24 protein-coding genes are annotated in these 22,237 nt (G+C 58.2%); 4 read left to right on the top strand and 20 right to left on the bottom strand.

Going from position 1 to position 22,237, the window contains the following annotated elements:
* The first annotated feature begins 33 nt into the window (after positions 1-33).
* Complete coding sequence (locus AAAX72_RS06595) at positions 34-768, top strand: hypothetical protein (protein WP_349129645.1); 735 nt, start codon at positions 34-36, stop codon at positions 766-768.
* A 26-nt stretch (positions 769-794) separates the two neighbouring features.
* Here AAAX72_RS06595 and AAAX72_RS06590 read toward each other — a convergent pair whose 3' ends face one another.
* The 4 genes from AAAX72_RS06590 to AAAX72_RS06575 form a co-directional block, all read right to left on the bottom strand.
* Entirely contained in the window at positions 795-1,778 is a 984-nt protein-coding gene (locus AAAX72_RS06590) for a site-specific integrase (protein WP_349129644.1), read from the bottom strand.
* Positions 1,779-2,559: 781 nt separating this feature from the next.
* Positions 2,560-3,033 (bottom strand): YhcH/YjgK/YiaL family protein, encoded by a 474-nt coding sequence (locus AAAX72_RS06585; protein ID WP_117743267.1) that lies wholly within the window; start codon positions 3,031-3,033, stop codon positions 2,560-2,562.
* A gap of 197 nt (positions 3,034-3,230) precedes the next feature.
* Positions 3,231-4,166, bottom strand: coding sequence for a hexose kinase (locus tag AAAX72_RS06580; RefSeq protein WP_349129643.1), 936 nt, complete (start codon positions 4,164-4,166; stop codon positions 3,231-3,233).
* A gap of 59 nt (positions 4,167-4,225) precedes the next feature.
* A complete protein-coding gene (locus AAAX72_RS06575) occupies positions 4,226-5,107 on the bottom strand; it encodes an aldose 1-epimerase family protein (RefSeq protein ID WP_349129641.1) in 882 nt (293 codons plus the stop codon).
* A gap of 156 nt (positions 5,108-5,263) precedes the next feature.
* Between AAAX72_RS06575 and AAAX72_RS06570 the strand changes: the two genes are divergently transcribed.
* A complete protein-coding gene (locus tag AAAX72_RS06570) occupies positions 5,264-5,848 on the top strand; it encodes a flavodoxin domain-containing protein (protein WP_055310431.1) in 585 nt (194 codons plus the stop codon).
* A 75-nt stretch (positions 5,849-5,923) separates the two neighbouring features.
* On the opposite strand, the gene nagA is transcribed toward AAAX72_RS06570, so the two are convergent.
* From nagA to AAAX72_RS06530, 8 genes are all read right to left on the bottom strand, one after another.
* The gene (gene nagA, locus AAAX72_RS06565; protein ID WP_271744016.1) at positions 5,924-7,093 is read right to left on the bottom strand and encodes an N-acetylglucosamine-6-phosphate deacetylase; all 1,170 of its coding nucleotides are present in this window, start codon (positions 7,091-7,093) and stop codon (positions 5,924-5,926) included.
* 117 nt (positions 7,094-7,210) lie between these two features.
* Positions 7,211-8,377, bottom strand: a complete 1,167-nt coding sequence (agaS, locus tag AAAX72_RS06560) for a tagatose-6-phosphate ketose isomerase (RefSeq protein ID WP_349129640.1) — start codon at positions 8,375-8,377, stop codon at positions 7,211-7,213.
* 114 nt (positions 8,378-8,491) lie between these two features.
* The gene (locus AAAX72_RS06555; protein ID WP_349129639.1) at positions 8,492-9,223 is read right to left on the bottom strand and encodes a GntR family transcriptional regulator; all 732 of its coding nucleotides are present in this window, start codon (positions 9,221-9,223) and stop codon (positions 8,492-8,494) included.
* 185 nt (positions 9,224-9,408) lie between these two features.
* Complete coding sequence (locus AAAX72_RS06550) at positions 9,409-10,491, bottom strand: PTS system mannose/fructose/sorbose family transporter subunit IID (protein WP_138374505.1); 1,083 nt, start codon at positions 10,489-10,491, stop codon at positions 9,409-9,411.
* Positions 10,481-11,281, bottom strand: a complete 801-nt coding sequence (locus AAAX72_RS06545; RefSeq protein WP_022094610.1) for a PTS sugar transporter subunit IIC — start codon at positions 11,279-11,281, stop codon at positions 10,481-10,483. The genes AAAX72_RS06550 and AAAX72_RS06545 overlap by 11 nt, the downstream gene beginning before the upstream one ends.
* Before the next feature lie 90 nt (positions 11,282-11,371).
* Positions 11,372-11,854 (bottom strand): PTS N-acetylgalactosamine transporter subunit IIB, encoded by a 483-nt coding sequence (agaV, locus tag AAAX72_RS06540; protein ID WP_022094611.1) that lies wholly within the window; start codon positions 11,852-11,854, stop codon positions 11,372-11,374.
* Positions 11,855-11,890: 36 nt separating this feature from the next.
* The gene (gene yajC, locus AAAX72_RS06535; RefSeq protein ID WP_022094612.1) at positions 11,891-12,172 is read right to left on the bottom strand and encodes a preprotein translocase subunit YajC; all 282 of its coding nucleotides are present in this window, start codon (positions 12,170-12,172) and stop codon (positions 11,891-11,893) included.
* Complete coding sequence (locus tag AAAX72_RS06530) at positions 12,172-12,615, bottom strand: PTS fructose transporter subunit IIA (RefSeq protein WP_055310428.1); 444 nt, start codon at positions 12,613-12,615, stop codon at positions 12,172-12,174. Before AAAX72_RS06530 ends, yajC begins: the two co-directional genes overlap by 1 nt.
* Before the next feature lie 702 nt (positions 12,616-13,317).
* Here AAAX72_RS06530 and AAAX72_RS06525 point away from each other — a divergent pair.
* Both AAAX72_RS06525 and AAAX72_RS06520 read left to right on the top strand, forming a co-directional pair.
* Positions 13,318-13,956: a hypothetical protein gene (locus tag AAAX72_RS06525; protein ID WP_349129638.1), complete on the top strand. Its 639-nt coding sequence runs from the start codon at positions 13,318-13,320 to the stop codon at positions 13,954-13,956.
* A gap of 33 nt (positions 13,957-13,989) precedes the next feature.
* Entirely contained in the window at positions 13,990-14,205 is a 216-nt protein-coding gene (locus AAAX72_RS06520; RefSeq protein ID WP_254179377.1) for a helix-turn-helix transcriptional regulator, read from the top strand.
* A 114-nt stretch (positions 14,206-14,319) separates the two neighbouring features.
* Here the strand turns inward: AAAX72_RS06520 and AAAX72_RS06515 are convergent, their stop codons facing one another.
* The 8 genes from AAAX72_RS06515 to AAAX72_RS06480 all read right to left on the bottom strand — a co-directional run bounded on the left by AAAX72_RS06515 (position 14,320) and on the right by AAAX72_RS06480 (position 21,905).
* Positions 14,320-15,414 carry a hypothetical protein gene (locus tag AAAX72_RS06515; protein WP_349129637.1) on the bottom strand — a complete coding sequence of 365 codons (1,095 nt, stop codon included), beginning with the start codon at positions 15,412-15,414 and terminating at the stop codon, positions 14,320-14,322.
* Between the two features lie 126 nt (positions 15,415-15,540).
* On the bottom strand, positions 15,541-16,626 hold the full coding sequence (locus AAAX72_RS06510) for an isocitrate/isopropylmalate family dehydrogenase (protein WP_349129635.1): 1,086 nt from the start codon (positions 16,624-16,626) through the stop codon (positions 15,541-15,543).
* A gap of 6 nt (positions 16,627-16,632) precedes the next feature.
* Positions 16,633-17,331, bottom strand: coding sequence for a hypothetical protein (locus AAAX72_RS06505; RefSeq protein WP_349129634.1), 699 nt, complete (start codon positions 17,329-17,331; stop codon positions 16,633-16,635).
* Positions 17,332-17,346: 15 nt separating this feature from the next.
* Positions 17,347-17,775, bottom strand: a complete 429-nt coding sequence (locus tag AAAX72_RS06500) for a hypothetical protein (protein WP_118206488.1) — start codon at positions 17,773-17,775, stop codon at positions 17,347-17,349.
* A 5-nt stretch (positions 17,776-17,780) separates the two neighbouring features.
* Positions 17,781-18,860: an NAD(P)-dependent oxidoreductase gene (locus AAAX72_RS06495; RefSeq protein WP_195621877.1), complete on the bottom strand. Its 1,080-nt coding sequence runs from the start codon at positions 18,858-18,860 to the stop codon at positions 17,781-17,783.
* A 99-nt stretch (positions 18,861-18,959) separates the two neighbouring features.
* Positions 18,960-19,913, bottom strand: coding sequence for a DegV family protein (locus tag AAAX72_RS06490; protein WP_055310423.1), 954 nt, complete (start codon positions 19,911-19,913; stop codon positions 18,960-18,962).
* Between the two features lie 79 nt (positions 19,914-19,992).
* A complete protein-coding gene (gene raiA, locus AAAX72_RS06485; protein WP_035137685.1) occupies positions 19,993-20,577 on the bottom strand; it encodes a ribosome-associated translation inhibitor RaiA in 585 nt (194 codons plus the stop codon).
* A gap of 317 nt (positions 20,578-20,894) precedes the next feature.
* The gene (locus AAAX72_RS06480; protein WP_349129692.1) at positions 20,895-21,905 is read right to left on the bottom strand and encodes a transporter substrate-binding domain-containing protein; all 1,011 of its coding nucleotides are present in this window, start codon (positions 21,903-21,905) and stop codon (positions 20,895-20,897) included.
* Positions 21,906-22,237: the final 332 nt, after the last annotated feature.

Here is a 22,237-nt window from a genome sequence, read left to right as displayed (position 1 = left end):
TCAATGGGACGCTTACCATTATCGGGAAACAAAGTGAGTAAAATTAAGATTGGAACAACTGTTCAGGAGACTACTGCGGCCATACTCGAAGAGATCCGCCGGAATAACCCTGAATCAATCCGAAGCACCGGCGAAGTCATCGACTACCTGTGCAACCTGCTCGCCGAGCTCACTCCTCGCGCTGCCAAAGTCGTTGATGAGGCCTGTGTTGGCGAAGTCCAACTTATCACTAACGAGATGCGCACTCTCCCCCTTGATGGCTCTGAAGAGATGTCGTTCAGTCAGAAAGAACTGGAAAGGGAGCAACTTCAGCGGCTTCACAAGCATTTTTCTCAGTACCGCGGGAAGGAAGATAAGCCCCAGGGCATGAAGCGAGTCGACCTCCTCAGTGGCGATTATGCGGTTTTCCCTTCTTCATGGGTGCTTCTAGAACCAGACAGCTGCGCCGCATCGTGCAGCCAGGTCGGAATTATCGAAGTCCGCGGTGGCTCCAGGTACAATGCGCCCCATTTTGCCTTCTTCCATGATGGCGACTATAGCCAAAAGGACAAATTGCAGCGTGCAGTCGAGCTCTGGCCCCGCATGACCGATGTAATTCGCGACGAGGTCAAGCTAATCACGGATGATGAAGGGCGCTACCTGAATATGGACGAGCACCTTGCCGCCCCCATCATTTGCTATTTCAATCTGTTAGATGCCAGCTACTATCAGTCTATGGAACTAGAGCCGCCATATGGCGCAATGATTTACCGAAACAATATCGATTAAAAAAGAGGCCCACAAGGGCCTCTTTTTTAGCCTTTCAACAGATTGTCCAGCACTGATGCTGCCTTCTGATCGTTTGCCTCAATAAAGTGACTATAGATAGACAGCGTCGTCGATGGGCTAGCATGACCCAAACGCGCCTGGATCGTCTTAATGTCTGCATTGGCACCAACGAGCAAAGTCGCTTGCGTATGTCTAAGCTCATGAGGCTTCAGCCCGCTATAACCCGTATAGCGGGTACGTTTGACCCCGTCGCTCCCAACGACCTCCCTGCTCTCCTCAAAAGTACCGAAGCCGTTTTTCGCCGCAAACAGCCTAAACGCCCTTGAATAGTTATGTCCATCCATCCGGGTCACAAGAGCCCGTTTGCCGTCAGCGGCGTCAACGACCCCAATCGAATGTACAATGGGCGTTTCTCCAGTCTGCCCCACTGCAAAGGAATCGAACTCACTCCGCTGAATGGCTTTCCACCTGTCCAGATAATCGGCAAGTTCATTTCCGACCGAGATCTTACGCCTACTCATCTTTGATTTAGGCGGCCTTAACGTCCTGTCATTCGTGTACTGCTTAACTACCCTTAGCGTCCTGGCGTCAGGGTCATAGTCTTTCCATGAAAGACCCAGGGCTTCCCCCTTCCTCAAACCGCAGAGAAGCAGAAGCATTGTGCATGTGATAAAGGAAGATGGTTTCTCCTCCAAAAGGACCGTAAGAAGCCTTGCCGCTTCTTCGGCACTCAACGCCTTACGAGCTTCAACGTTCTGCTTGGGCAGCTTCACTCCCCTACAGGGGTTCTTGCCCACAAGATCATTGTCGACGGCATCCTCCATTATCTGTTTGAGCTTAATGTGGATGCGGCGTATTTCGCTCTCGCTGAATCGGCCTTCTTTTCTGGCCTTGGCATAAGCAGCACGAATGCCATCCGATTTAATCCGATCGAGATCGGGATTGCCGAACAGCTCGCGTATGTGACGAATATCCAAACCTTCGCGCTCATAAGCAAGCGGTGACCCCATGGTCGACTCCCTGTTCGCATGAAACCTATCCGCATAATCCGATAGGCCCAGGGGACCATTGTCCCGGCTGGAAGTGCCCTCCAGCTCAGCTCTATAGGCCTCCAGCGCCTTGGCGACTTCACTCGGCCAATTTTTCGGGTTCTTGCTTCTGCAGTGAACCCTGCGTGACGGACTACGGCGGTACCGTCCCGTCTCAGGATCCTTTCCCAGAGAAAAGTAGATCCGATAGATCCCCTTGCTCCTGTCGATACACTCCGATGTTCCACGAGCGGTCTTTTTTATCGTGCCCTGCAATTGCATCCCTCATTTAGTTTTCGATTAGGCTAGGGGGCGTAGCTTTAAAGGCTACGCCCCCTAGCCTAATCGAAGTTTTTCACACTTTCAAGTCCAGTTAAGAGTGAAAAGAGTGGGAAATATGATTCTAATAGCTAGCTCGATATTTGCTATTTACCTATATTTACCTGCATCTCTTTTAAGTTCAGTGAAATTGGCCTCATCTCGTCAAATGTCAAATTCACGTACTCGTAAAGCGGGGGTCACCGGTTCGAGCCCGGTCGCTGGCTCCATTGCACAAGATAGCCGCTCTCGGGCGGCTTTTTTGTTGCCGATTTTGAGTACGTGTGTGCCAATCCAAGCATCGCCACGTCGGCAGCTCCCCTATTCAAAAACAGAAAACCCCGCCAAACGTGATTCCCCTAGGGAAAGCACGTTTGGCGGGGTCCTAGCGTGGTTTCCCTAGGGGAATCACGCCAACACGCGAACAGCTCAACCGAGCAGCGCGTTACTCCTCCCAGTAAGCATCTGCAAGTAGCTTAAAGCAGATCTTCTTGACCGGCTGCGCGCCATCGCCCGGGAACTCGAGCGTGGGCATATGAGGCTCGCCGGCAACGAACAGCGCAAACTTATCGTCAGCAAGATCGCCGGCGATCGAGGCGTCGGAATCGACCAGATCGTAGTCGTCCTTCTCGTCAAACTCCTGGACCAGCGTCAAGCTGCCCGTAGCGACCTTAAAGGCCTCGCGACCCTCGACATCGATCTGCAGGTCGTGATAGCGCTGATGCGTCTCATAGTGAGCCTCGGCCTCGGGACGCGTCGTGGGAGCCATGACGTTCGCATAGACCTTGTCGCCCAGAATCGGATGGCTGCCGACCTCGAGCTGCGCCGGATCGTTCTCCTCGAGCCAGTCGATCAGCACGTCGAGGCCCTTGAGCATTCCGCGGTACTCCTCGATATCGCCCAATGCACCGTAAATCATCTAAATCCCCTCTCGGATCGTTTCTTTGGCGGCTACGCGATAAAAGCGTTACCGCCGCTGTTGCCGCCCACATACGTCTCGACCAGGGTAAGGTCGGGATTGAACACGACAACGTCGGCGTCGCGCCCCGACATAATGCTATCGCACTTGTCGTCGACATGAGCTAGCAATCGATGCCGGGGCCGACGCCCAAGCCCTTACAGCTCGGTCACGACAACGCCGTTGTAGACCTCGTCCCAACGATCCATGACCAAGTGACCAGTCATAGGATCCATGGCATTGAGCTTGCCGCAGGTGTTGGCGGTACGCAGCACCGTCTCGTCGTCCGCGCCAGCAGCGATGGCATGCGCGAAGCCAGCGATAGTGGAGTCACCAGAGCCCGTGGCGTTAACGGCAGGGATATCGGGCGTCTTTGCGCGGAACGCACGGCCATTGTGGAAGCCAACGGAGCCGGCAGCGCCCATGGACACGACGACCCAGGGGATATCGGAGAAGCGGACATCAGAGGCGAGCGCGGCGCGGAGCTCGTCCACATCGTCGGTGGTAAAGCTCGTACCCAAAAGGCCGTTGATCTCGGTCAGGTTAGGCTTGACCAGCTCGGGCTTAATTTCAGACTTAAGGGCGGCCTCGAGAGAGGCACCCGAGGTATCGAGCAGCACCTTGGCTCCGGCGTTCTCGGCAATGCCCGTGATCTTGGCGTAGTAGTCCGCCTCGACGCCGCGGGGCAGCGAACCCGAGATGGTGACGACGTCGGCCTTACCTGCAAGCTCGGTAAACTTGGCGGTAAAGGCATCGAGCTCCTCGGGGGCAATCGTCGGGCCGCTCTCGAGCAGCTCGGTCTGATTGCCGGCATGAAGGATATTGAGGCAGATGCGGGTCTCGCCCTTGATGGGCACAAAATCATTCTTAATGCCGTTGGCATCCATGAGCTCTGCCATATAGGCGCCCATATGACCACCAAGCAGGCCGGTTGCCACAACGTCGTCGCCCAACTGACCAAGGACGCGGGCTACGTTAAGGCCCTTGCCGCCGGCGGTCTTTTCGGGCGTCACACGGTTGACGTCGTCGATAATGAGCTCATCGAGCTGATAGCGCGTATCGACAGACGGGTTCATCGTGACGGTGAGGATCATTTTTAGCTCCTTATCTCGCAGGCTCCTTGTGCCTCGCGATACGAGTCGACAAAACGGAATTACAGAATCTCAATCGTGAACGAGCGCACGATGGTTTCTTTGGGCTTGGCGATAAGGCAGCCGCGCTTGTGCTCAAGCACGTCGTCCTCATCGGAGCAGGTCGAGAGACCGCCCCAAGGCTCAACCGCCACAAAATCGCCCTCGGGCTTGCTCCACACAATGAGATATGGGAAGCCCTCAAAGCTCAGGCGGACGCCCTTGTCCTCGCCCTTTTTGGAAAGCGTGACCTGACGGCTCTCGAGCACGTCAAAGATGGTCTCCGCAAAATCGAAGAGCTCGTGCGACAGGGGCAGCGTCTTTCCCACCATGGGGTTCTTGGAGCGGTTTGCCACGTCAATCAATCCAGTCGAGGGAACGGCGGTGCAGAGCTCCGCAGCCTCGTCTTTCTCAAAGCGCAACTCGTAATCCGTATAGGCCTCGCCCTCATCGAGCGGACACCTAAAGCCGGGATGACCGCCGATAAAGAACGGCATGTCCTCGGTTCCCTCGTTGGTCACCTCATAGGAGACGCGAACGGCATCTCCCTCAAGCGTATAACGGGCGACAAGCTTAAACGGATACGGATAATCGCTCAGCAGCGCGGCGTTATCCTCCGAAGCCAGGCACATCGCCAGCTCGTTCTCGCTCTGGCTCAGCAGCTTCCACTCCTGTTTGCGCGCAAACCCATGGCGGGCGAGCTTTACATGATGCCCGGCAAACGTCATGGCGTTGTTATCGCGCAAGCCTCCGCAAATCGGGAAGCAAATCGGTGCCTGGCCAGACCACACGGCGGGATCGCCCTGCCACAGATACTCGCGGCCTCCGGCCTCAATCGAGGTAAACGAACCGCCAGCCGTGGACACCTTAATAGAAATCGAATCGTTGGAGAGAGCGTATTCCATTGCCCATCCTTTCGAACAACTGCTTTTTGCTCGCAAGTACCCGTCTCGGCCCTAACCAAAGGACAAACCCGCACGTTCATCGATGCGTCCGGTATCCCAGCCATGTAACGGGGTACCATACAGACATTGATGCAATTACAGCTGAAAGGCCTTCTTATGCGAACCATCATCCTCTACGCCTCGCGCCATCACGGCAATACGAAAAAGCTCGTGGACGCCATCGTCGAGGCACACCCCGAGATCGATACCCTCGACGTCAAGGCGCTCGGTAAAAACGAGTACCCCGACCTGCACGAATATCATCTGATCGGTGTCGCCACGGGCATCTATTACTCCGAGATCGACAAGGACATGGCACGCGTGCTCACGAACGTGCTGCAGCCGCAGGACAAGGTGTTTGGCCTTATGACCTACGGTGGCAAAAACAAGTGGTACGGCAAGGATATCGATGGCATCTGCCGCATGAGGCAGGCCATCTTTATGGGTGTCTACGGCTGCCCCGGCTTTGATACGTGGGGGCCGTTCAAACTCGCCGGCGGTGTCCAAAAGGGACACCCGACCGCTGAGGAAATTAAGGGCGCCGTCGACTTCTTCGACAAGATCGAAGACGAATATGGCGATATCATCGTCGAAGAGTACGCCAAGCGCGAGAAGCGTCTAGCATACGAGAAGGAGCATCCTGCAGGAGGCCTGGTGGCCGGCGTCAAGCGCACGGCAAAGAAGATCGCTAACAAGCTGTAACTGTGAAGGTGCTTTTGAGCATTTAACCCATACGGCGGGTCCGAGCAGATTCGGGCCCGCCGTCTTTTTCTATCGTTACTCGGTAAAGGCGTTGCCGACGCTCTGGCCGCCAACATACGTCTCGACGAGGGTAAGCTCATGGTCGAACACGACAAAGTCGGCGTCGCGACCCGGCATGATGCTGCCGCACTTACCCTCGATGTGCGCGGAGCGTGCCGGCACCTCGGTTGCCATGCGAATGGCGATATCGGCGCTGGCGATGCCCCAGTCGACGATGTTCTTGACGCCCTGGGCAAGCGTGAGCACCGAGCCGGCAATGCTCTTGCCGTCGGCGAGCCAGCACAGGTTGTCCTTCATGATGACGTCCATACCACCACTGGTGTAGCTGCCCTCGGGCATGCCACCGCAACCCAGGCAGTCGGTGATGAGCACCGTGTGCTGCCAGCCCTTTGCCTGCAGCAGCGCCTTGATGGCGGCAGGGTTTACGTGCTTGCCGTCACAGATGATCTCGGCGTAGGTCTCGGGCGTGGACATGGCAGCGCCCACGACACCGGGCTCGCGGTGATGCAGCCCGCGCTGGCCGTTATAGGTATGCGTAAAGCAGCTGGCACCGGCGTTGATGGCGGCGATGCACTCATCATAGGTGGCGTCGGAGTGACCGATGCTGGTCACCACGCCCTTGGCGTTCAGAGCAGCCGCATAAGCAGCGGCACCGTCGCGCTCGGCCGCCATGGCGCTCTTGACGATGCGACCACCCGCAGCCTCCTGCCACTGGTCGAAGACCTCCTCGGAGGGATCGATCAGGTAAGCGGGGTTCTGCGCGCCCACATGCTTCATGGTAAAGAAGGGGCCCTCCAGGTAGATGCCCTGAATGCGAGCACCGCAGAAGTCGGGGCCGCGACCCTCGTCCGCCTGGGCGATAGCGGCGCAGGCGTCCTTGATCTGCTCGACGCCATCGGTGAACGTCGTGGGCAGCCAGCTGGTGGTACCGCGACGGGCGAGCTCGGTCGAGCTGATATCGATGCCCTCGGGATCGTTATCGGTAGTTGAGTGGTTGTAGAAGCCATGGATGTGAGTATCGACCATACCCGGCGCGATCCACGATCCCGTGTAGTCCTTAATCTCGCAAGAGGGCTCGTCGGCCTGCCAGGCGCCAAAGACGCCATCCTCGACCATAAGATAGCCGCCCAGTTGCGGGCCTGCCGGCAAGAAGAACTTGTCAGCCTTAATTGCGTACGTGCTCATATGCACTCCTTGCTTCTAAAGCAGTTGACTGTGGTGATGCTTATACCCAGCACACGTAAAACAAAAAGCGCCCGCCCGCCGTTATGAGCGGACGGGCGCCCTTACAGGGGGACGCGATTAAGCGGTGAAGGGGTGAATCGTCACGCCCTTAACCACGCGGTTGACCGTGCCGGTGGGGCTCGGCGTATCGGGCGTGTTGCCCACGCGCACGGAGTTGAGCAGGCTGATGGCCTGGGCAAACATCACGAACGGCAGAGCAAGGTAGCCCTCGGGAAGTGCCTCGTAGCCCTTAAAGGTGAAGGACTCACCCTCATAGACGGTGGCACCTTCCTGCTGAACGGCGACGGTGTGCTGAGCGATCTTGTCGCCACCGATCTCGTTGAGGATGTCGATGTCGTACTGACGGGTGTAGGCGTCGTTGTTGACGAACACGAAGACGAGCGTCTTATCGTCGACGAAGGACTTGGGTCCGTGACGATAGCCCATGGAAGTGTCGTAAGAAGTGGCAACCAGGCCGTGAGCAAGCTCGAGAATCTTAAGCTGGCTCTCCTGAGCAAGGCCGCCAAAGGAGCCGGAGCCCAGGTAGGTCACGCGGTTGAAGTCGCCAGCGAGGTAATCGGCGACCTCGGACTCGCGAGCGATAACCTCCTCGCCCATCTTGGCGATGGTCTCGACCCACTCGGCCTTCTGCTCGTCAGAGGCAGTGTCGAAAATAAGGGTGGAGAGCAGGGTCATGCAGGAATAAGAACCGGTCATGGCGAAGCCCTTGTCGTTGGCGCGCGGAATGAGCAGCGTCAGCGCATTGGGATCATCGGCAGACTCGACGGCGAGCTTGCCCTCGGGAGCGCAGGTGATGTTGAGGAACTTGACGCTGTGGACGAGCTCCTTGGCAACGGCAACGGCGGCAAGGCTCTCGGGGCTGTTGCCAGAGCGGGCAAAGGAAACCACGAGCGTGGGATCCTCGGCGCGCAGGAAGTCGCGCGGGGCGCTCACGATGTCGGTCGTGGCGATGGGCTTAAAGTCGTAGAGATCAGTGTTGCCAGCGTGACGCAGGTACGGGGCGCAGGTATCGCCAACGTAGTCGGACGTACCGGCACCGGTGAAGACAACGGACAGACGACCCTCGCCCATAGCGCGAGCCTCGGCCAGGAAGGCCTCGATGGCCTCCTTGTTCTCGCGATAGATGTTGAGCGTATCACGCCAAAGCTCGGGCTGCTGAGCAATCTCGGCCGTGGTGATCTGGGCGCCGAGCTCGGTGAGCTCCTCGACACTCTTCTCGAACATTTCTAATACCTCTCTCTAGAAGTAATCCTCTGACGTGCAATTATACACTTCGGTTGGTTATCTGGTAGTAACCAGTTAAATGCAAAGAATCATCATATGGAAACGATGCGGACACTAGTTGCTACGCTGGTGGTAAACCTTGTATTTAAACTGATCGGCACGAGCAACCGAGAGTGTATACTCCACAACCTCGTTTGACTCGTTATACGTAGTCCTGACCAAATCGAGCACAGGCGAGCCCTCGACAATTCCCAAAAGGTGGGCGTCGGTGGGACGGGCTATGCTCGCATAGAACTCCTCTTCGGCCACGCGAATCTTTTGCTGAAAGTCTTGCTCAATCACATCGTAAAGCGGCTTACGCTCCAGCAGTGGTCGCTTTAGGGACAGAAATTGAGAAACCGGTAGATAGCTGCGTTCGACCATCATGGGCATGTTATCGGCAGAACGAAGGCGCTTAAGCTTAAAAATGCGATCACCGATACGCAATCCCATATGCTCGGCCAGATTCTTATCGGCCTCCATCTCGCAAAACTCGAGAATCGTGGTCTCGGGGTCGCGACCCATTGCGCGCATCTGCTCGGTAAAGCTGTAGGACTGCATAAGATTGGTTGCTTTTGCCGAACGGTCGGTCACAAAGGTACCGCGACCGTGCTGCCGAACCACCAGTCCTAAACGCTCCAGTTCCTGCAGAGCCAGGCGTACCGTAGTGCGCGAGAGACCATAGCGCTCCGAAAGTTCGCGCTCGGAAGGAATCATGTCACCGGCGCGATATTCATGGTCGATCTTTTCGGTCAGAATATCGACCAGCTGATCGTACAGCGGTTGCTTACGCGCTCCGATCGCCATCCTATCCTCCCTTTTGCTCGAATTCGGCTAACTACCTAGGGTGTTAAGCATTATCAGTCTGCAACACCTGAATCATCAAGAAAACAAAAGCCGCGTGCTCGAAAGAGCGCGCGGCTTTTAACATACACATGGCTTAAGGGGTCGGGGTGTGAGCCGCGTAGGGACACACCCCTCAAGCTAGAGCCTTACCAGATGCTCGGCCAGAGACCAAGCGGGCCAGCGCCCAGGATGCCAAGGACGAAGAGCAGGAGAATGCCCTTGGTCGGGGTCCAGCTGTGCTTAGCGAACATGTAGTAAAGCAGCAGCGTAAGCATAAGCGGGACGAGCTTCGGGACGATGGTGTTGAGGGTGTCGGCAACAGAGAAGTTGACCGGATCCTCGGTAACGGTGCCGTAGGTCACGGACTCCATGCCGTTGCCCAGATCGGTGACGCCGCACTCGACAGCGTTGCCGTCGGCATCGGAAGCGGTAAGGGCGTTGCCGTCCTTATCGGTCATGGCGATGGTACCGGCCTCAGCGGTCTCGGTATCGATGCCCTCCATACCGGTGAAGTTCTCGGCCTCCTTCTCGGAGACAATCACGGTAGTAGCGGAGAGGCCGCGGGTGGTGCCGTTGGGGATCTGGAGGTTGATCTGGGTGCCACCCATGGTGACGACCAGGCAACCGACGACGAAGACGCCCATGATGGAAGCGGCACGCGTGAAGGCCTGCATGTTGGCGGTCAGAGCGTCAATAGCGCTGGTGCCAAGCTTGTAGGACCAGTTCATGAGCCAGAAGCGCAGAGCGAACTGAACGGCGTTGAAGATCACCAGGAAGATGATCGGCGCAGCGGCGTTGCCGTTGATGGCCATGTTGGAGGTGATGCCGGCCGTGATAGGCACGAGCGTCAGCCAGAACAGGGCGTCACCGATACCACCGAGCGGGCCCATTGCGGCGACGCGGACGGCGCGGATCGTGGGGATGTCAACCTTGTTCTGCTCGAGCGAAAGCACGATGCCCATAACAAAGGTGACGAGGAACGGGTGGGTGTTGAAGAACTCCAGGTTATGGCTCATGGAAGCCGCGAGGTCGTTCTTGTTGGTGTGGATCTTCTCCAGACCGGGGATGATGGAGTAGAGCCAGCCAGCGGCCTGCATACGCTCGTAGTTGAACGAGGCCTGCAGGAAGCAGGAGCGCCAAGCCATCTTGTTGAGGGTCTTCTGGTCGAGCTGCGGAGCAGGAGTGAGATCCTCGTAGTGCTCCGGGATCACATACTCATTAGATGCCATCTTCGAAGTCACCTCCGTCAGAAACAGCTGCACCCTTCAGCTCGGTCTGCTGCTGGAAGTCCCAGAAAGCGATGCCGAAGCCGATGAGAGCGAGGATGAGCAGAGCAGGGGTTGCCAGCGAATCGTTGGCAACGGTGATGAGCGCGAGGCCAAAGCCCATGAGGAAGAAGCCCCACATATCGCGGTTCATCATAACCTTGAGCAGGACGGCGAAGCCGACGAAGCGCATCATGCCGCCTGCAGCGGACAGACCGGTCTGCAGCCAAGTCGGGATGGCGGAAGCGATGGTCTGACCAATGGTAGCGCCAGCGATGAAGAACAGGGTGACGACGACAGCGAAGATCAGGCCGAGCAGAGCCATGGCGAAGTAGTTCAGGCGCTCGATGCCCTTGGTGTCCGCGTTGTGAGCCATGTTATCGGCCGTGGACATAAGCGGGGACATAAGCGTGAAGACCAGGGTAACGCCAAGCTGGCCAAGCAGGGCGAACGGAATAGCGAGGCCGACTGCCGCGTTGGGCTCGAGGCCCGTGGCGATAGCGAGAATGGCTGCCATGATGCCGCCGATGACGGCGTTAGGCGGCTGAGCGCCTCCGATCGGCATGTTGCCGATCGTCATGAGCTGATAGGTACCACCCACGAGAAGACCGGTGTTGAGGTCGCCAAGGATAAGACCGATGACGGCGCCGGTGACGATGGGCTGATAGAGAGACTCGAGGAAATCAAACTGGTCGATTGCCGCGATGAACGTAACAACGAAGACCAGAGCGATCTGGATGATCGAGTATTCCATCTTGCTCCTCCTTTCAAAATGAATGTACGCACTTTGGATATCACGTACAGAACGTCAGGGTTTCACTCCTGACAACGTGGATCACGAGGATTACGAGAAGAGCTTGCTCGTGTCCTCAACAGGCGTGCTCGGAACGCGCCTGATCTCCAACTCCACCCCCAATTCCTGCAGCTCTTTAAACGCAGCGACATCCTCGTCGTTAACTGCGACGGAGGTGGCGACTTGGCGCTTTCCTTCCGACATGTGCATGTTGCCGATGTTTACCTTCTTTATAGGCACACCGCCCTTGACGAGCGTAAGCACGTCTTCCGGTGTTTCGGCCACGATGAAGATCTTCTGGCGCGGGCTCGCCTTGCCAATGACGTCGATGGTCTTCTGCAGGGAGAAGAAACGCGTAGCGACGCCGGCGGGAGCGGCCATCTTCATGAGGTTCTGGCGCATGGTGTTGGACGCCACGTCGTCGTTGGCGACGAGGATGAGGTTGGAGCCCAGGGTGGAGTTCCACTGGGTTGCAACCTGACCATGAACCAGTCGGTTATCGATGCGGGTAAGAAGAATGTTGGGTTCTGCCATGTTGATCAGCTTCCTTTCGATATTTGCTGACGACAGTTACTTGATCTCCTGAATCGCGTAACGCGAAACATCTACGACGGCTCCGGATCGGACTTTGATCTGGACCTTCTCGCCTTCGATGCCTTTGACGGTTCCGTAGATACCGCCGGCGAAAAGAACCTCCTGACCCGGCTTGAGCTCGGTGTGCAGCTCCTTGAAGTACTTCTGCTTCTTCTTCATGTTGATTTGCGACCAGATGGTGTAAATCAAGCCCATGATGACAAGCAGGCCTAAAAGGGCGACCGAGGAGCTCAGGACGTTGGCTCCGAAATCGGCCATTAGATGCCGTCCTCGTCGCCGAAGATATCCTCTTCCTCGGAGCCGGCAACGGATGCGACCGTCTGGGCGGTGATGCCCGTCTGGCCAACGGTCACGGCCTGCTCGCCAAGCTCGGCGAGCGTGGCATTGCCGCGGAGGAACAGAAGCTCAATAACCATGGGAAGGTTGGTGCCAGTCAGAACCTCGACGTTGTCGACATCCTGGGCAATCATCATCGACTGGTTGAACGGGGTGCCGCCAAGCAGGTCGGTAAAGACAAGCACGCCATCGCACTCCTCGCGCATGGCGGTAATAGCGGCGCGGAGATCCTCACCGTAGGATGCGGCCTGGTCGCCCTCAAAAGGAACGACGGTAAAAGCAGGCTGGTCGCCGGCAACCATAGCGATAGCGCTTGCAAGGCCGGGTGCGAACTGTCCATGACCGGTAAGAATAAAGCCAACCATTCAAATTTCCCTTCCGAAGGTGTGTACAATCTGAGTCCGATGATTTTCGGAAGCCAGCGGGCACTCGCCCTTAAAGCTTCTTAGAAAGCGTTCTTTGAAGACCAGTGGTTTCTAAACTGGTAGTAACCACGTGACGTGTTGTTGTCACTATATCACCCCAGAAGAGGTCGCTTTCGTTGATTCATACGGTAAAACGTTTTTGCACCGCTCACGGTGATAAATCGACCGTTTACCGGTCGTTAACACTTCTACCTGCGGTTTTGAAACCGTTTCGAAATGCTTTGGCAAAAAATCGGATCTTTTCCTGTGTCTAAACAACGCAGGGCGGCTAAAAATAGCGTGTAGAAAAATTGCAGGTCATTGTGAAGATATGTGAATTGGTCTTTTTGACTTAATACCAGTTAGAACCAGTTTTGAGATTATCGGTGAACGGTAGTTTTCGACCGTTCACCGGTTACTTGCAATCGTTTGCAGTTGTTTTCCCAGATGAATTAGGGGAACCCGATGGAGCGCTTGCGCGATCACAGGAAATTTTGGCATTTGTCCTTATCCCCCACGCGCCAAACTCCGGCATCCAAAATGAGCTAATAGCTCACGCTAATCGTTTTCAATCATTACTTACTCAGTATCCGTAATTATTTATCGTTTATCGTTAATTCTGATATGATACAAGTATCATCCCAAACGCCGATTGGAGGGGTTATGGTCCATCGAAACGCATCTATATCGAATGAAACCATCAGCCGCGAACAGACGGTAGCCAAACTGAGGAAGCTCGCTCGCATCTGCAAATGGGCCACGATCTGCATTACCACCGCGCTCGCTCTGGGGCTCCTCGCAGTCATTGCGATTGACCTTCTACTCATATTGCCTGGCCTCTCCCAAGGCCCGTGTCTCCAATCCGTAGAACTTCAAGCCGGCGAAGGGCCGTGCCTTGCTATCGTCGGTACCGATGTGCAGGCCCCACTTATGCTCGTCGCACACGATGGTCACACTGCCATAGGGAGCCTCTTGATGACATGCCTCGCGCTTACCATCGCAATAAGCGTGCGCAGGCTTTTCTTCAACATTGAAAAGGAAGGCAGGCCCTTTGACCTTGAATGTAACCAGACACTTCGTCGAGTAGGACATTTATTCCTTATCGGCGGCGTTGCCGTGAGGCTTCTTGGTGCCGTAATCACGGGAATGATACTCTCAGGATTTGGTGGCAGCTTTACGGATGCGTTCGTCGGCCAGTTATTCGAGCCCTCCATGCTCTTTGCAGGCCTGATTATTTGCCTGATTGCCAGCATCTTCCGCTACGGGTATATCCTGCAAAAACAAGATGACGAGTTGCTCTAGGGGGAATCCATGATTATTCTGCGGCTTGACCGCATGCTCGCCGAACGCAAGATCTCATCCAAAGAGCTTGCGGAACGTGTGGGCATCTCCCAGGTCAATATGTCACGCATTAAGACGGGCAAGGTTTCTGCCATACGTTTTTCAACTCTTGACGCGATATGCCGGGCACTCGACTGCCAACCAGGTGATGTGCTGGAATATATATCCGACGATGAAGCCGATAGCCTTTTTGGACTTAAAGATGAATAGCCATAATTAAACTGCCGATCACGCTCTCAACGCAAATAGCCCGCCAGAACGACTTCCGTACTGGCGGGCTACTTGCTGTCTATCGGCTAGATGCTCGATGAGCCGTGCAACTCTTTACGCAAACAGGCCGTAGATGCTGATGTTGGCCTTGGCGTAGAGGCCGTTAGCATACTCGGTCCACTTGGAGCTGGCGCTCGAAGCCTGCGAGGAATACTGCTGGTAGGCGGTGTAATAGGCGGTCATGGCCTGCTTATAGGTGGCGCTATCGGCAGTAAAGGCATCGTCGGCGAAGGCCTTAGCGTAGGTGCTATCGGCGTCCTTCCAAGTGCCCTTTGAGTTATCCCACTCGTCGCCGGCAAGGTTGATGATGTAATCGGCGTAATCCTTGCTCGCGGTCTCCTCGTTGCCGTCAGCAGGCTCGGTCGGGGCGGTCGGCATGTTTGCGGAGCTATCGCCCACCTTCTTCTTGTAGAGCTTCTGCAGCGTCGCGGACTGGCGGACGATCTGCTTGGCCTGGTCCTTGGACACGCCATACTGCGTGGCCATGGTCTTGTAGTCGGAGGTGCCGATGGAATCCTCGGCGTACTTCTTCATTTCCTTGGAAGAAACGGTAATGCCCTCGTCCGCGGCAGCATCGAGCAGGATCTTGTTGCGCACGTAGGACAGGATAACGTCGGCAGACGGAGCGGTGTAGTTGCCATCGCTATCCTTGACGGTGTCGAGGCTGTACTGGCTCTCGATAGCCTCGCGCGCGGTGATGTCGCTCTTCTTGCCGTTGTAGCTGTAGCTTGCCACGGTCGAATCGAGCTGATCCTCGGTCAGAGTCGCCGAGCCGACGCCCTTGCCGCCAAAGCCGCCATTGCCAATAAAGAAACCGACCACAGCAGCGATCACGATAGCGACCACAAAGGCGGCAATCATCGTCTTCTTGTGCTTGGATGCATGGTCGTCTTCGTCGGAACCCAGGATATCGTTGTCCTCGTCTTGCTCCTCGGGCATCAGATTCTCGTCAGCGGCATCCGCGGCAATCTGAGCCTCCAGGCGGGCGTCCTCCTCCTCGGCCGTCGTTCCGGCAGCAATGTGCTCGGCAGACGTACCGGCGACCAGATCGATCTTCTCGTCCTCATCACCGTCGGGGCCTTCGCCGCGCTCGATGATCTGGATGCCGTCGATCTCGTCCTTCTCGTCCTTCTTTTGAATCAGACCCATATCAGTTACTCCTTGTTAGGAAACATAGTCCGCAATAGAATACGCCCGACAGAGCGCCGGGCGTATTGATTCTCAGGTTATACGCAAACACTTAAGTACTATTTAGGCGTTTGCAGTCTGCATACCTTAGGCCAGGTGCGCGATAACGGCATCGGCAAAAGCCTGCGTGCCCACCGCACCCTCGACGGAGCCGGTCTGGGCACGACGAACGTCGCCGGTAACCTGCTCGCCCTCGTCGAGCGTGGCAGAAACGGCGGCGCGAATGCGATTGGCCGCGTCGTTCTCGCCCAGGTGATCGAGCATCATAGCCGCAGACAGAATCTCGGCCGTGGGGTTGGCGATATCCTGGCCAGCGATATCGGGCGCGGAGCCGTGCGTCGCCTCGAAGATGGCGCAGTCGGCACCGATGTTGGAACCCGGAGCCATACCCAGTCCACCTACCAGACCGGCGCACAGGTCGCTCACGATGTCACCGTACAGGTTGGGCAGCACCAGGACATCGAAGTCGTTGGGGTTCTGGACCAGACCCATGCAGGTGGCGTCGACGATCTTGTCGTTGAACTCGATATCGGGATAGTTGGCGGCCACCTCGCGCGCCACGCGCAGGAACAGGCCATCGGTCGCCTTCATGATGTTGGCCTTATGCACGGCCGTCACCTTTTTGCGGCCGCAGCGGCGGGCATACTCAAAGGCATACTCCACAATGCGGCGGCTCTTGGCGATGGAGATGGGCTTGATCGAGATGGCGGAATCAGCGGCGAAGGTCTTCTGGCCCGAGCGCTCGACGAGCTGCGAGAGCTCCTCGACCTCGGCAGCGCCCTCATCGAACTCGATGCCGGCGTAGAGGTCCTCGGTGTTCTCGCGCACGATAACCAGGTCGACACCGCGGAAACGAGAGCCGTCGCCCGGCTGCGACAGGCAAGGGCGCACGCAGGCGTACAGGTCAAAATGCTTGCGCAGAGCCACGTTGACGCTGCGGAAACCCGTGCCGACCGGCGTGGTGATGGGACCCTTGATGGCAACCTTGGTCTCGGCGACCGCATCGAGCACGTGCTGGGGCAGCGGCGTGCCAAACTCGTCCATGACGCCGGCACCGGCCTCCTGGACGTTCCAGTTGATCTGGACACCGGTGGCCTCGACCACGCGGCGCATGGCCTGCGTAATCTCGGGACCGATACCGTCACCGGGAATCAGGACTACATCGTGCGCCATAATCTGTTACTCCTCGTTTTCGGCGTCGTCAGATTTTTTAACGCTAGCACGCTTCTTCTTTTTGGAGAGATCCAGGCCAAAACGTTTAACAAGCATTTCGCAAATCTCGCTCGAACGGGCCTTGAGATAGCTGCCCTTGCCGTTCTCGGCGTCGAACCTAAGGCGCAGCGCGAGCTTCTCGGCGACCTCGGCGTCAATCTCGCCCTGGCCAAACTCGTACAGGCAACCGAGCATGTCGCGATACTCAAGGTCGCCGTGGTAGCACTGGATAGCCTCGTCCAGGATGGGCCAAGCCTCGCGCGAACGCTCGACGCTCGTGGCACCCCACACGCACAGCAGGCGGAAGGCGGCATAGCGCAGCGTGGAGGAAATCTCGTCGAACAGCGCGGTCTCGGCACCCTCAAAGGCATCGCCCAGCTGCTCGGGGCAGGTGGTGGCGAGCGCCGCCAGGGCATCGAGGGCCTCCCAGCGGGTCTGAGCCTCGGGGCGGTCGAGTGCCTCGATCAGCGCGGGCACGCAGGGCACGACGCGCTGCGGATCGCGCTCGGCAAGCAGGTGCAGCACGCGGGCGGCAAACTGACGGATGCGGCGCGTGGGGCAGCCGAGCTCCTTGACCAGGCGGTCGACGGCGTTCTCGTTCTCCTCTGCCAGCTGAAGCTGTGCCAGCTCCTCGTCGGTGAGCTGTTCTTCCTTGTTTTCTGCCATAGTTACCTCTTCTTACTATTTCTTAGCGTGCTTGCCAGCACCCTTGCTGTCATCGGTGACCGAGATGAGCTGTCGGTCGGCCGCGCCATTGCGGCGTGCGCGGCGACGCTCCTCCGCGTCGCCCGCGTCGGCGGCGGCGCGGTGAGCCTTGTTGACGTTAAAGACCTCGTCGTGTTTGCGCCACGGACCGACGGACTCGCCAAAGCTCATCTTAAGGCCGGCGATAAAGCCGCCGAGCCAGCCGATCGGCGCAAACTGCACCAGCGGGAACAGCGAAAACACCCAGGTCAGCAGGACGACTGCCGCCGCTCCTGCAAAGTTGGCGATCCAGTAGTCGCGCTTGGTGATGACGCGCTTTTCGCACGCCCACTGTCCGCACAAAAACCCGATGTAGATCGCAAAGATAAAAAGTACCAGCGCAAGCACCACGAACGTCCAGCTCATGGGCGCTACTCCTCGTGATGGTGGCCGCAGCAGCACTCGTGGCCGTCATCATGGCCGTGGCCGCCGCAGCACTCGTGGTCCTCGCCATGGTGGTGGCCACAACCGCACTCGTGGTCGTCGCCATGCTCGCCGCAACCGCAGCCTTCCTCGTGAGCGCCATGCTCTTCGGGACGATACTGCGACCAGTCCAGACCGGCGGCGATGGCGTCGGCCTCCTCCTTGTAGAGGACCGTGATGGCCTGGGTGCCCAGCTTGGCGCCACCGATGGCGTCGAGCATGTCGTAGAGCGTAAAGGCCACGTCGGCGCCGGGCAGCGCAAGCTCGCGGTCGTCGGCATAGGCGAGCGCCAGACGCAGGTCCTTGATGAAGTGCTCGACCATAAAGCCGGGCTTGTAGTCGCCGTCGAGCGCCTTGGGCGCCAGGCTCTCCATGGCGCCGGACTTGCCGGTACCGCCCAGGATCATCTGGCGGGTCTTCTCCAGGTCAAGGCCGCTCAGCTCGGCAAATGCCATGGCGTCCGCCATGCCGACCATGCAGGCGCCCAGCGACACCTGATTGGCGAGCTTGGCAGCCTGGCCCTTGCCGGCGCCGTCGAAGCAGCAGATGTTGGCCGCAAAGGTGGCAAGGATGTCGCGGACCGGGGCGATGTCGTTCTCGGTAGCGCCCACGATAGCCGTGAGCGTGCCGGCGATAGCACCCGACTCGCCGCCGGTGACGGGGCAGTCAAACGCCATGCGACCAGAAACCTGGGCGGCCTCGGCAATGTCACGGGCGAGCTCGGGCGAGCTCGTGGTGAGATCGATCAAGACCGCGCCCGGCTTGGTGCACGCAAGCAGGCCGTTGCCCGCCAGATAGAGCTCCTCGACCTCGGAGGGATAGCCCACCATGGTAAAGACGACATCGGCGTTCGCCACGGCCTCGGCCGGCGTATCGGCCCAGACGGCGCCGCGCTCGATAAGCGCGGCGGCCTTGGACTTGGTGCGGTTGTTGACCGTGACGGGGTAGCCGGCGTCCAGGATGTGGCCGGCGATGGGGGCACCCATGATTCCGGTGCCGATGAATGCGACGGAGAGCTTGTTTGCCATGAAACCTTTCCTTTTGGGTTGGGTGTTGTTACCAGGTTAAAATACTCGGTGCCAGCGTTTCGGCCGTGACTTGAGGGCACTTGCAGCCGCAGCGCCTACCTACTCGCCTCGCACGCGGCGCGCGATGCGGTCGGAAAGCGAGGCTTTCTCGGCGCGATTCTTGCCCCAAAACGCGCAGGCCACCATGCCGGGGCCCACGTGCGAGCCAATGGTGGGACCCACGGAGCTGCGAATGATCGTGACGTCGGCGCAGCCCTCCTCCTTGCGGATGGCGGCTTCGAGCCAGTCGCCGTCCTTCTCGGCATCGGCCGTCATGATGGCGATGGGCATGGTGCGGTCGGGCACGTAGTTCTCGCGGAACGACTTGAGGATGGACTTGAGCGCCTTCTTGCGGCCGCGGTTGACGCCGATCAGCGACAGCGAGCCGGCAAGGTCGTAGGAGAGCTCGGGCTTGACATCGAGCTTTGCCGTGAGCTGTGCCGCCGCGGGCGGAATGCGGCCACCAGCAGCCAGTGCGTCGAAGCTCTCGAGCGTAAAGTAACCGTGGACGTAGGTCTTTGCCTCGTTTGCCCAATCGACCAGCTGCTTGGCGGTCAGTCCCGCCGAACGCTGGCGCACGGCCTCGAGCGCCAAGAGCGCGCCGGTCGCACAGGGCAGAGCGTTGTCGACCACGTACAGCTCAAAATCGGGATACTCGGCGCGCACGGCGTCCGCCGCCTGGCACGCGGAGTTGTAGCTCGACGACAGCGCCGAGGTAAAGCACAGGTAGACCGTGGGCGTGCCCTCCTTGGCACACTCGGTAAAGAACTCGATATAGCGACCGAGCGACACGGCGGAGGTAGACACGCGAGCGCCGGCGCGCATGCGGTCGTAGAACTCCTTAGGGCTCATGCTCGACCAGATATCGTCCGTGCGCTCCTCGCCATCGATGATAAAGGGGAAGCCCAAGATATCGACATCGAGGTTCGCGGCGACCTCGGGGCTAAAGTCGCAGCAGGTATCGACGACGATGCGGCAGCGGTCAGAATGGCCGGTAGATGCAGCCTTGTCCATCAAAGCGACTCCTTACGTAAAAAGGCGGCCACCCGCATGGGATGGCCGCCAACCGTTAACTCATGCAAGTTAACGTATTTTACTCGTCAAGTGTTTCGATGCGGGGCTTGATGATGCCATATCCACCATTCTTACGGTGATACACCACATTGATGAGGCCAGTCGTCGCGTTCTCGAACACGTAGAAGTCGTGGCCGAGCAGATCGGTCTGCACCAGCGCCTGCTCCTCAGTCATCGGGGTGACATCAATGACCTTCTCACGGACGAGCAGGTCGTCCTCCTCCTCGGGCAGCAGCAGGTCGGCCAGATCCTCGACGCGCTCGACCGGTGCGACATCCGCTGCGCTGGCACCGCCCTGGCGGTTGTCCACGACCTTGGTCTTGAACTTGCGCAGCTGGCGGGTGACCTTATCGGCGGAGAGGTCGATGGCGGCGTACATATCTGCACCGTGCTCGGCAACGCGAATCACCGAACCGCGGGCACGAACCGTAACCTCGACGATCGCCGGGTTGGGGTTCGAGGGGTTCTTCTCATAGCGAAGTACAACGTCGACCGTCATGGGCTCGATATCGAAAACCTTGAGCGCCTCGCCGATCTTCTCATCCACATGCGCACGCAGAGCATCGGTTACCGTCGTCTTGCGTCCAGAAACCTTGATATCCATACGTGGCTCCAATCTGCCTCGGGGACTTACTGTACTGGCTATGTACCCATTGCCGTGCATTTAATCACGCGGATTCCCAAAGACCCGAATAACGATTGCTTGATACCGCATACCGAAGTCTCGCACTTTTCTGTGGCAAAGTGCGCTATGGGAGAGCAACGGCGACTTTGTTTTTGGTCCCGAAAATTGGCTTTGACCTGCTGGTTTTATTGGGATGAAAATGCCGGGCTCCCCTGTTGGGAAAACCCGGCAGTGCGTGTTGAAACCGTGAAGAGGCGTCTCTCCTAGCGCATAGGAGACCCCACCCCTGGCAATAACTAGCTATTGAGCTTGTTAATGTCGTCGTCGGTGATGGTGCCCTCCTGGCTGGACGATTTATCCTCGGAGGTTGCACCATCGCTGCTCGAATCGGAGGATGCGGACTCACTAGATCCGGTATCGGTCGACTGCACGTCGGCGCCCGAGACCGTCTTGGTGGTGAGGTCATAGGGCATCGTGCCGTACCAGACGGAGTGGACCGCCTCGAGCGTGCCATCGACCGTGATACCGTCGAGGGCATCGCTCACGGCACGGCATAGCTCATCGTTGGCCGCGAGGCCCGCGACGCCGAGCGTCGAGGGTGTCTCGAGCGCGCCGACGTAAGAGATCTGGCTCATCAGGCGCGCAAGGTAGCCGCCGGCCGTGGAATCGCAAATCACGTAGTCGATCTCGCCGGACTCGAGCGCCTCAAAGCACTCGTTGATGTTGGAGAAGGTCTTTTGGTTGGCCGTGATGCTCTGCTTGGCGAGCGCTTCCTGCGAGGCCGAAGAGGTCTGAACGCCCAGGGTAGCGGCGTTAAGCGTTTCGGTGGAAACGCTCAGCGACTCGCCGTCGCTCGTCTTTCCGAACACTGCCGCAGCGTCGTACAGGCAAGTACCAAGCGTGCTGATGTCACCATCCGTGGAATTGATGTCACCAATGAAGATGTCGGCCTTTTTGTCGCCAAGCGCGGAATCGGCAGAAGACGCATCGACGAAGGCAACCTTGAGGCCCATGCGACTTGCAAGGGCGCGGGCAGCGTCGACCGCGTAGCCCGTGAGGTTGCCATCGGCGCCCTGCATGGCCTGCGGAGCATCGGAGGTATCGAGGGCAACCGTCAGGGTGCCGGGAGTGACCAGGGCATCGTCCGACACTGTAGGGGTAACGGTCTCGCGCTCGATCTGGTCAATCGTGGGCGTCGTGAACGTGGACAGCGGATTGAACGCGCATCCGCTCAAGCCCAATACGGCAATGACCGCCGCGGTCCCAGCGCCTAACCGAGCCGCGTGCATCAAGCTGCCCCTCACCATGTCCACTACCCTGCCTTCTGTGTCGTATACAATCCGTGCATTGCGCGGAATAACGGGTTGTTCCCACCAGCTGACCTGGTATTTGACCCCACACTTGCGCACCGGGGCGTTTGCTCGGGAGGCCATAGCCACCTTCACGACTGGCCCGCTCGCCCGCGAGGCGGTATTGCCCCAAAGAAAGTAGAACGGACGGTGCGGCTTACATCTAGGACGCGCCATGATCGCGCCGCGCGCACGCGGTCGCTTACGTGGATCCCTTTGACCGCGTCTGTCTTGGACTAGGATGGACATTTCGTCCGTCCGCAACCACAGCCTGGCAGGAACGTAGCGCA

It is taken from the genome of Collinsella sp. CLA-ER-H8 (assembly GCF_040092335.1).
In the GTDB taxonomy this organism is placed as follows: Bacteria; Actinomycetota; Coriobacteriia; order Coriobacteriales; family Coriobacteriaceae; genus Collinsella.
This window is presented reverse-complemented; position numbering and strand designations above follow the sequence as displayed.

Coding starts and splice junctions, on each gene's coding strand:
- AAAX72_RS06590 (WP_349129644.1), bottom strand. CDS start 1,778: ATGGGGTCACCGCTTGCTTATGAGCGCGAAGGTTTGGATATTCGTCAC.
- AAAX72_RS06585 (WP_117743267.1), bottom strand. CDS start 3,033: ATGATTTACGGTGCATTGGGCGATATCGAGGAGTACCGCGGAATGCTC.
- AAAX72_RS06580 (WP_349129643.1), bottom strand. CDS start 4,166: ATGATCCTCACCGTCACGATGAACCCGTCTGTCGATACGCGCTATCAG.
- AAAX72_RS06575 (WP_349129641.1), bottom strand. CDS start 5,107: ATGGAATACGCTCTCTCCAACGATTCGATTTCTATTAAGGTGTCCACG.
- AAAX72_RS06570 (WP_055310431.1), top strand. CDS start 5,264: ATGCGAACCATCATCCTCTACGCCTCGCGCCATCACGGCAATACGAAA.
- nagA (WP_271744016.1), bottom strand. CDS start 7,093: ATGAGCACGTACGCAATTAAGGCTGACAAGTTCTTCTTGCCGGCAGGC.
- agaS (WP_349129640.1), bottom strand. CDS start 8,377: ATGTTCGAGAAGAGTGTCGAGGAGCTCACCGAGCTCGGCGCCCAGATC.
- AAAX72_RS06555 (WP_349129639.1), bottom strand. CDS start 9,223: ATGGCGATCGGAGCGCGTAAGCAACCGCTGTACGATCAGCTGGTCGAT.
- AAAX72_RS06550 (WP_138374505.1), bottom strand. CDS start 10,491: ATGGCATCTAATGAGTATGTGATCCCGGAGCACTACGAGGATCTCACT.
- AAAX72_RS06545 (WP_022094610.1), bottom strand. CDS start 11,281: ATGGAATACTCGATCATCCAGATCGCTCTGGTCTTCGTTGTTACGTTC.
- agaV (WP_022094611.1), bottom strand. CDS start 11,854: ATGGCAGAACCCAACATTCTTCTTACCCGCATCGATAACCGACTGGTT.
- yajC (WP_022094612.1), bottom strand. CDS start 12,172: ATGGCCGATTTCGGAGCCAACGTCCTGAGCTCCTCGGTCGCCCTTTTA.
- AAAX72_RS06530 (WP_055310428.1), bottom strand. CDS start 12,615: ATGGTTGGCTTTATTCTTACCGGTCATGGACAGTTCGCACCCGGCCTT.
- AAAX72_RS06525 (WP_349129638.1), top strand. CDS start 13,318: ATGGTCCATCGAAACGCATCTATATCGAATGAAACCATCAGCCGCGAA.
- AAAX72_RS06520 (WP_254179377.1), top strand. CDS start 13,990: ATGCTCGCCGAACGCAAGATCTCATCCAAAGAGCTTGCGGAACGTGTG.
- AAAX72_RS06515 (WP_349129637.1), bottom strand. CDS start 15,414: ATGGGTCTGATTCAAAAGAAGGACGAGAAGGACGAGATCGACGGCATC.
- AAAX72_RS06510 (WP_349129635.1), bottom strand. CDS start 16,626: ATGGCGCACGATGTAGTCCTGATTCCCGGTGACGGTATCGGTCCCGAG.
- AAAX72_RS06505 (WP_349129634.1), bottom strand. CDS start 17,331: ATGGCAGAAAACAAGGAAGAACAGCTCACCGACGAGGAGCTGGCACAG.
- AAAX72_RS06500 (WP_118206488.1), bottom strand. CDS start 17,775: ATGAGCTGGACGTTCGTGGTGCTTGCGCTGGTACTTTTTATCTTTGCG.
- AAAX72_RS06495 (WP_195621877.1), bottom strand. CDS start 18,860: ATGGCAAACAAGCTCTCCGTCGCATTCATCGGCACCGGAATCATGGGT.
- AAAX72_RS06490 (WP_055310423.1), bottom strand. CDS start 19,913: ATGGACAAGGCTGCATCTACCGGCCATTCTGACCGCTGCCGCATCGTC.
- raiA (WP_035137685.1), bottom strand. CDS start 20,577: ATGGATATCAAGGTTTCTGGACGCAAGACGACGGTAACCGATGCTCTG.
- AAAX72_RS06480 (WP_349129692.1), bottom strand. CDS start 21,905: ATGGTGAGGGGCAGCTTGATGCACGCGGCTCGGTTAGGCGCTGGGACC.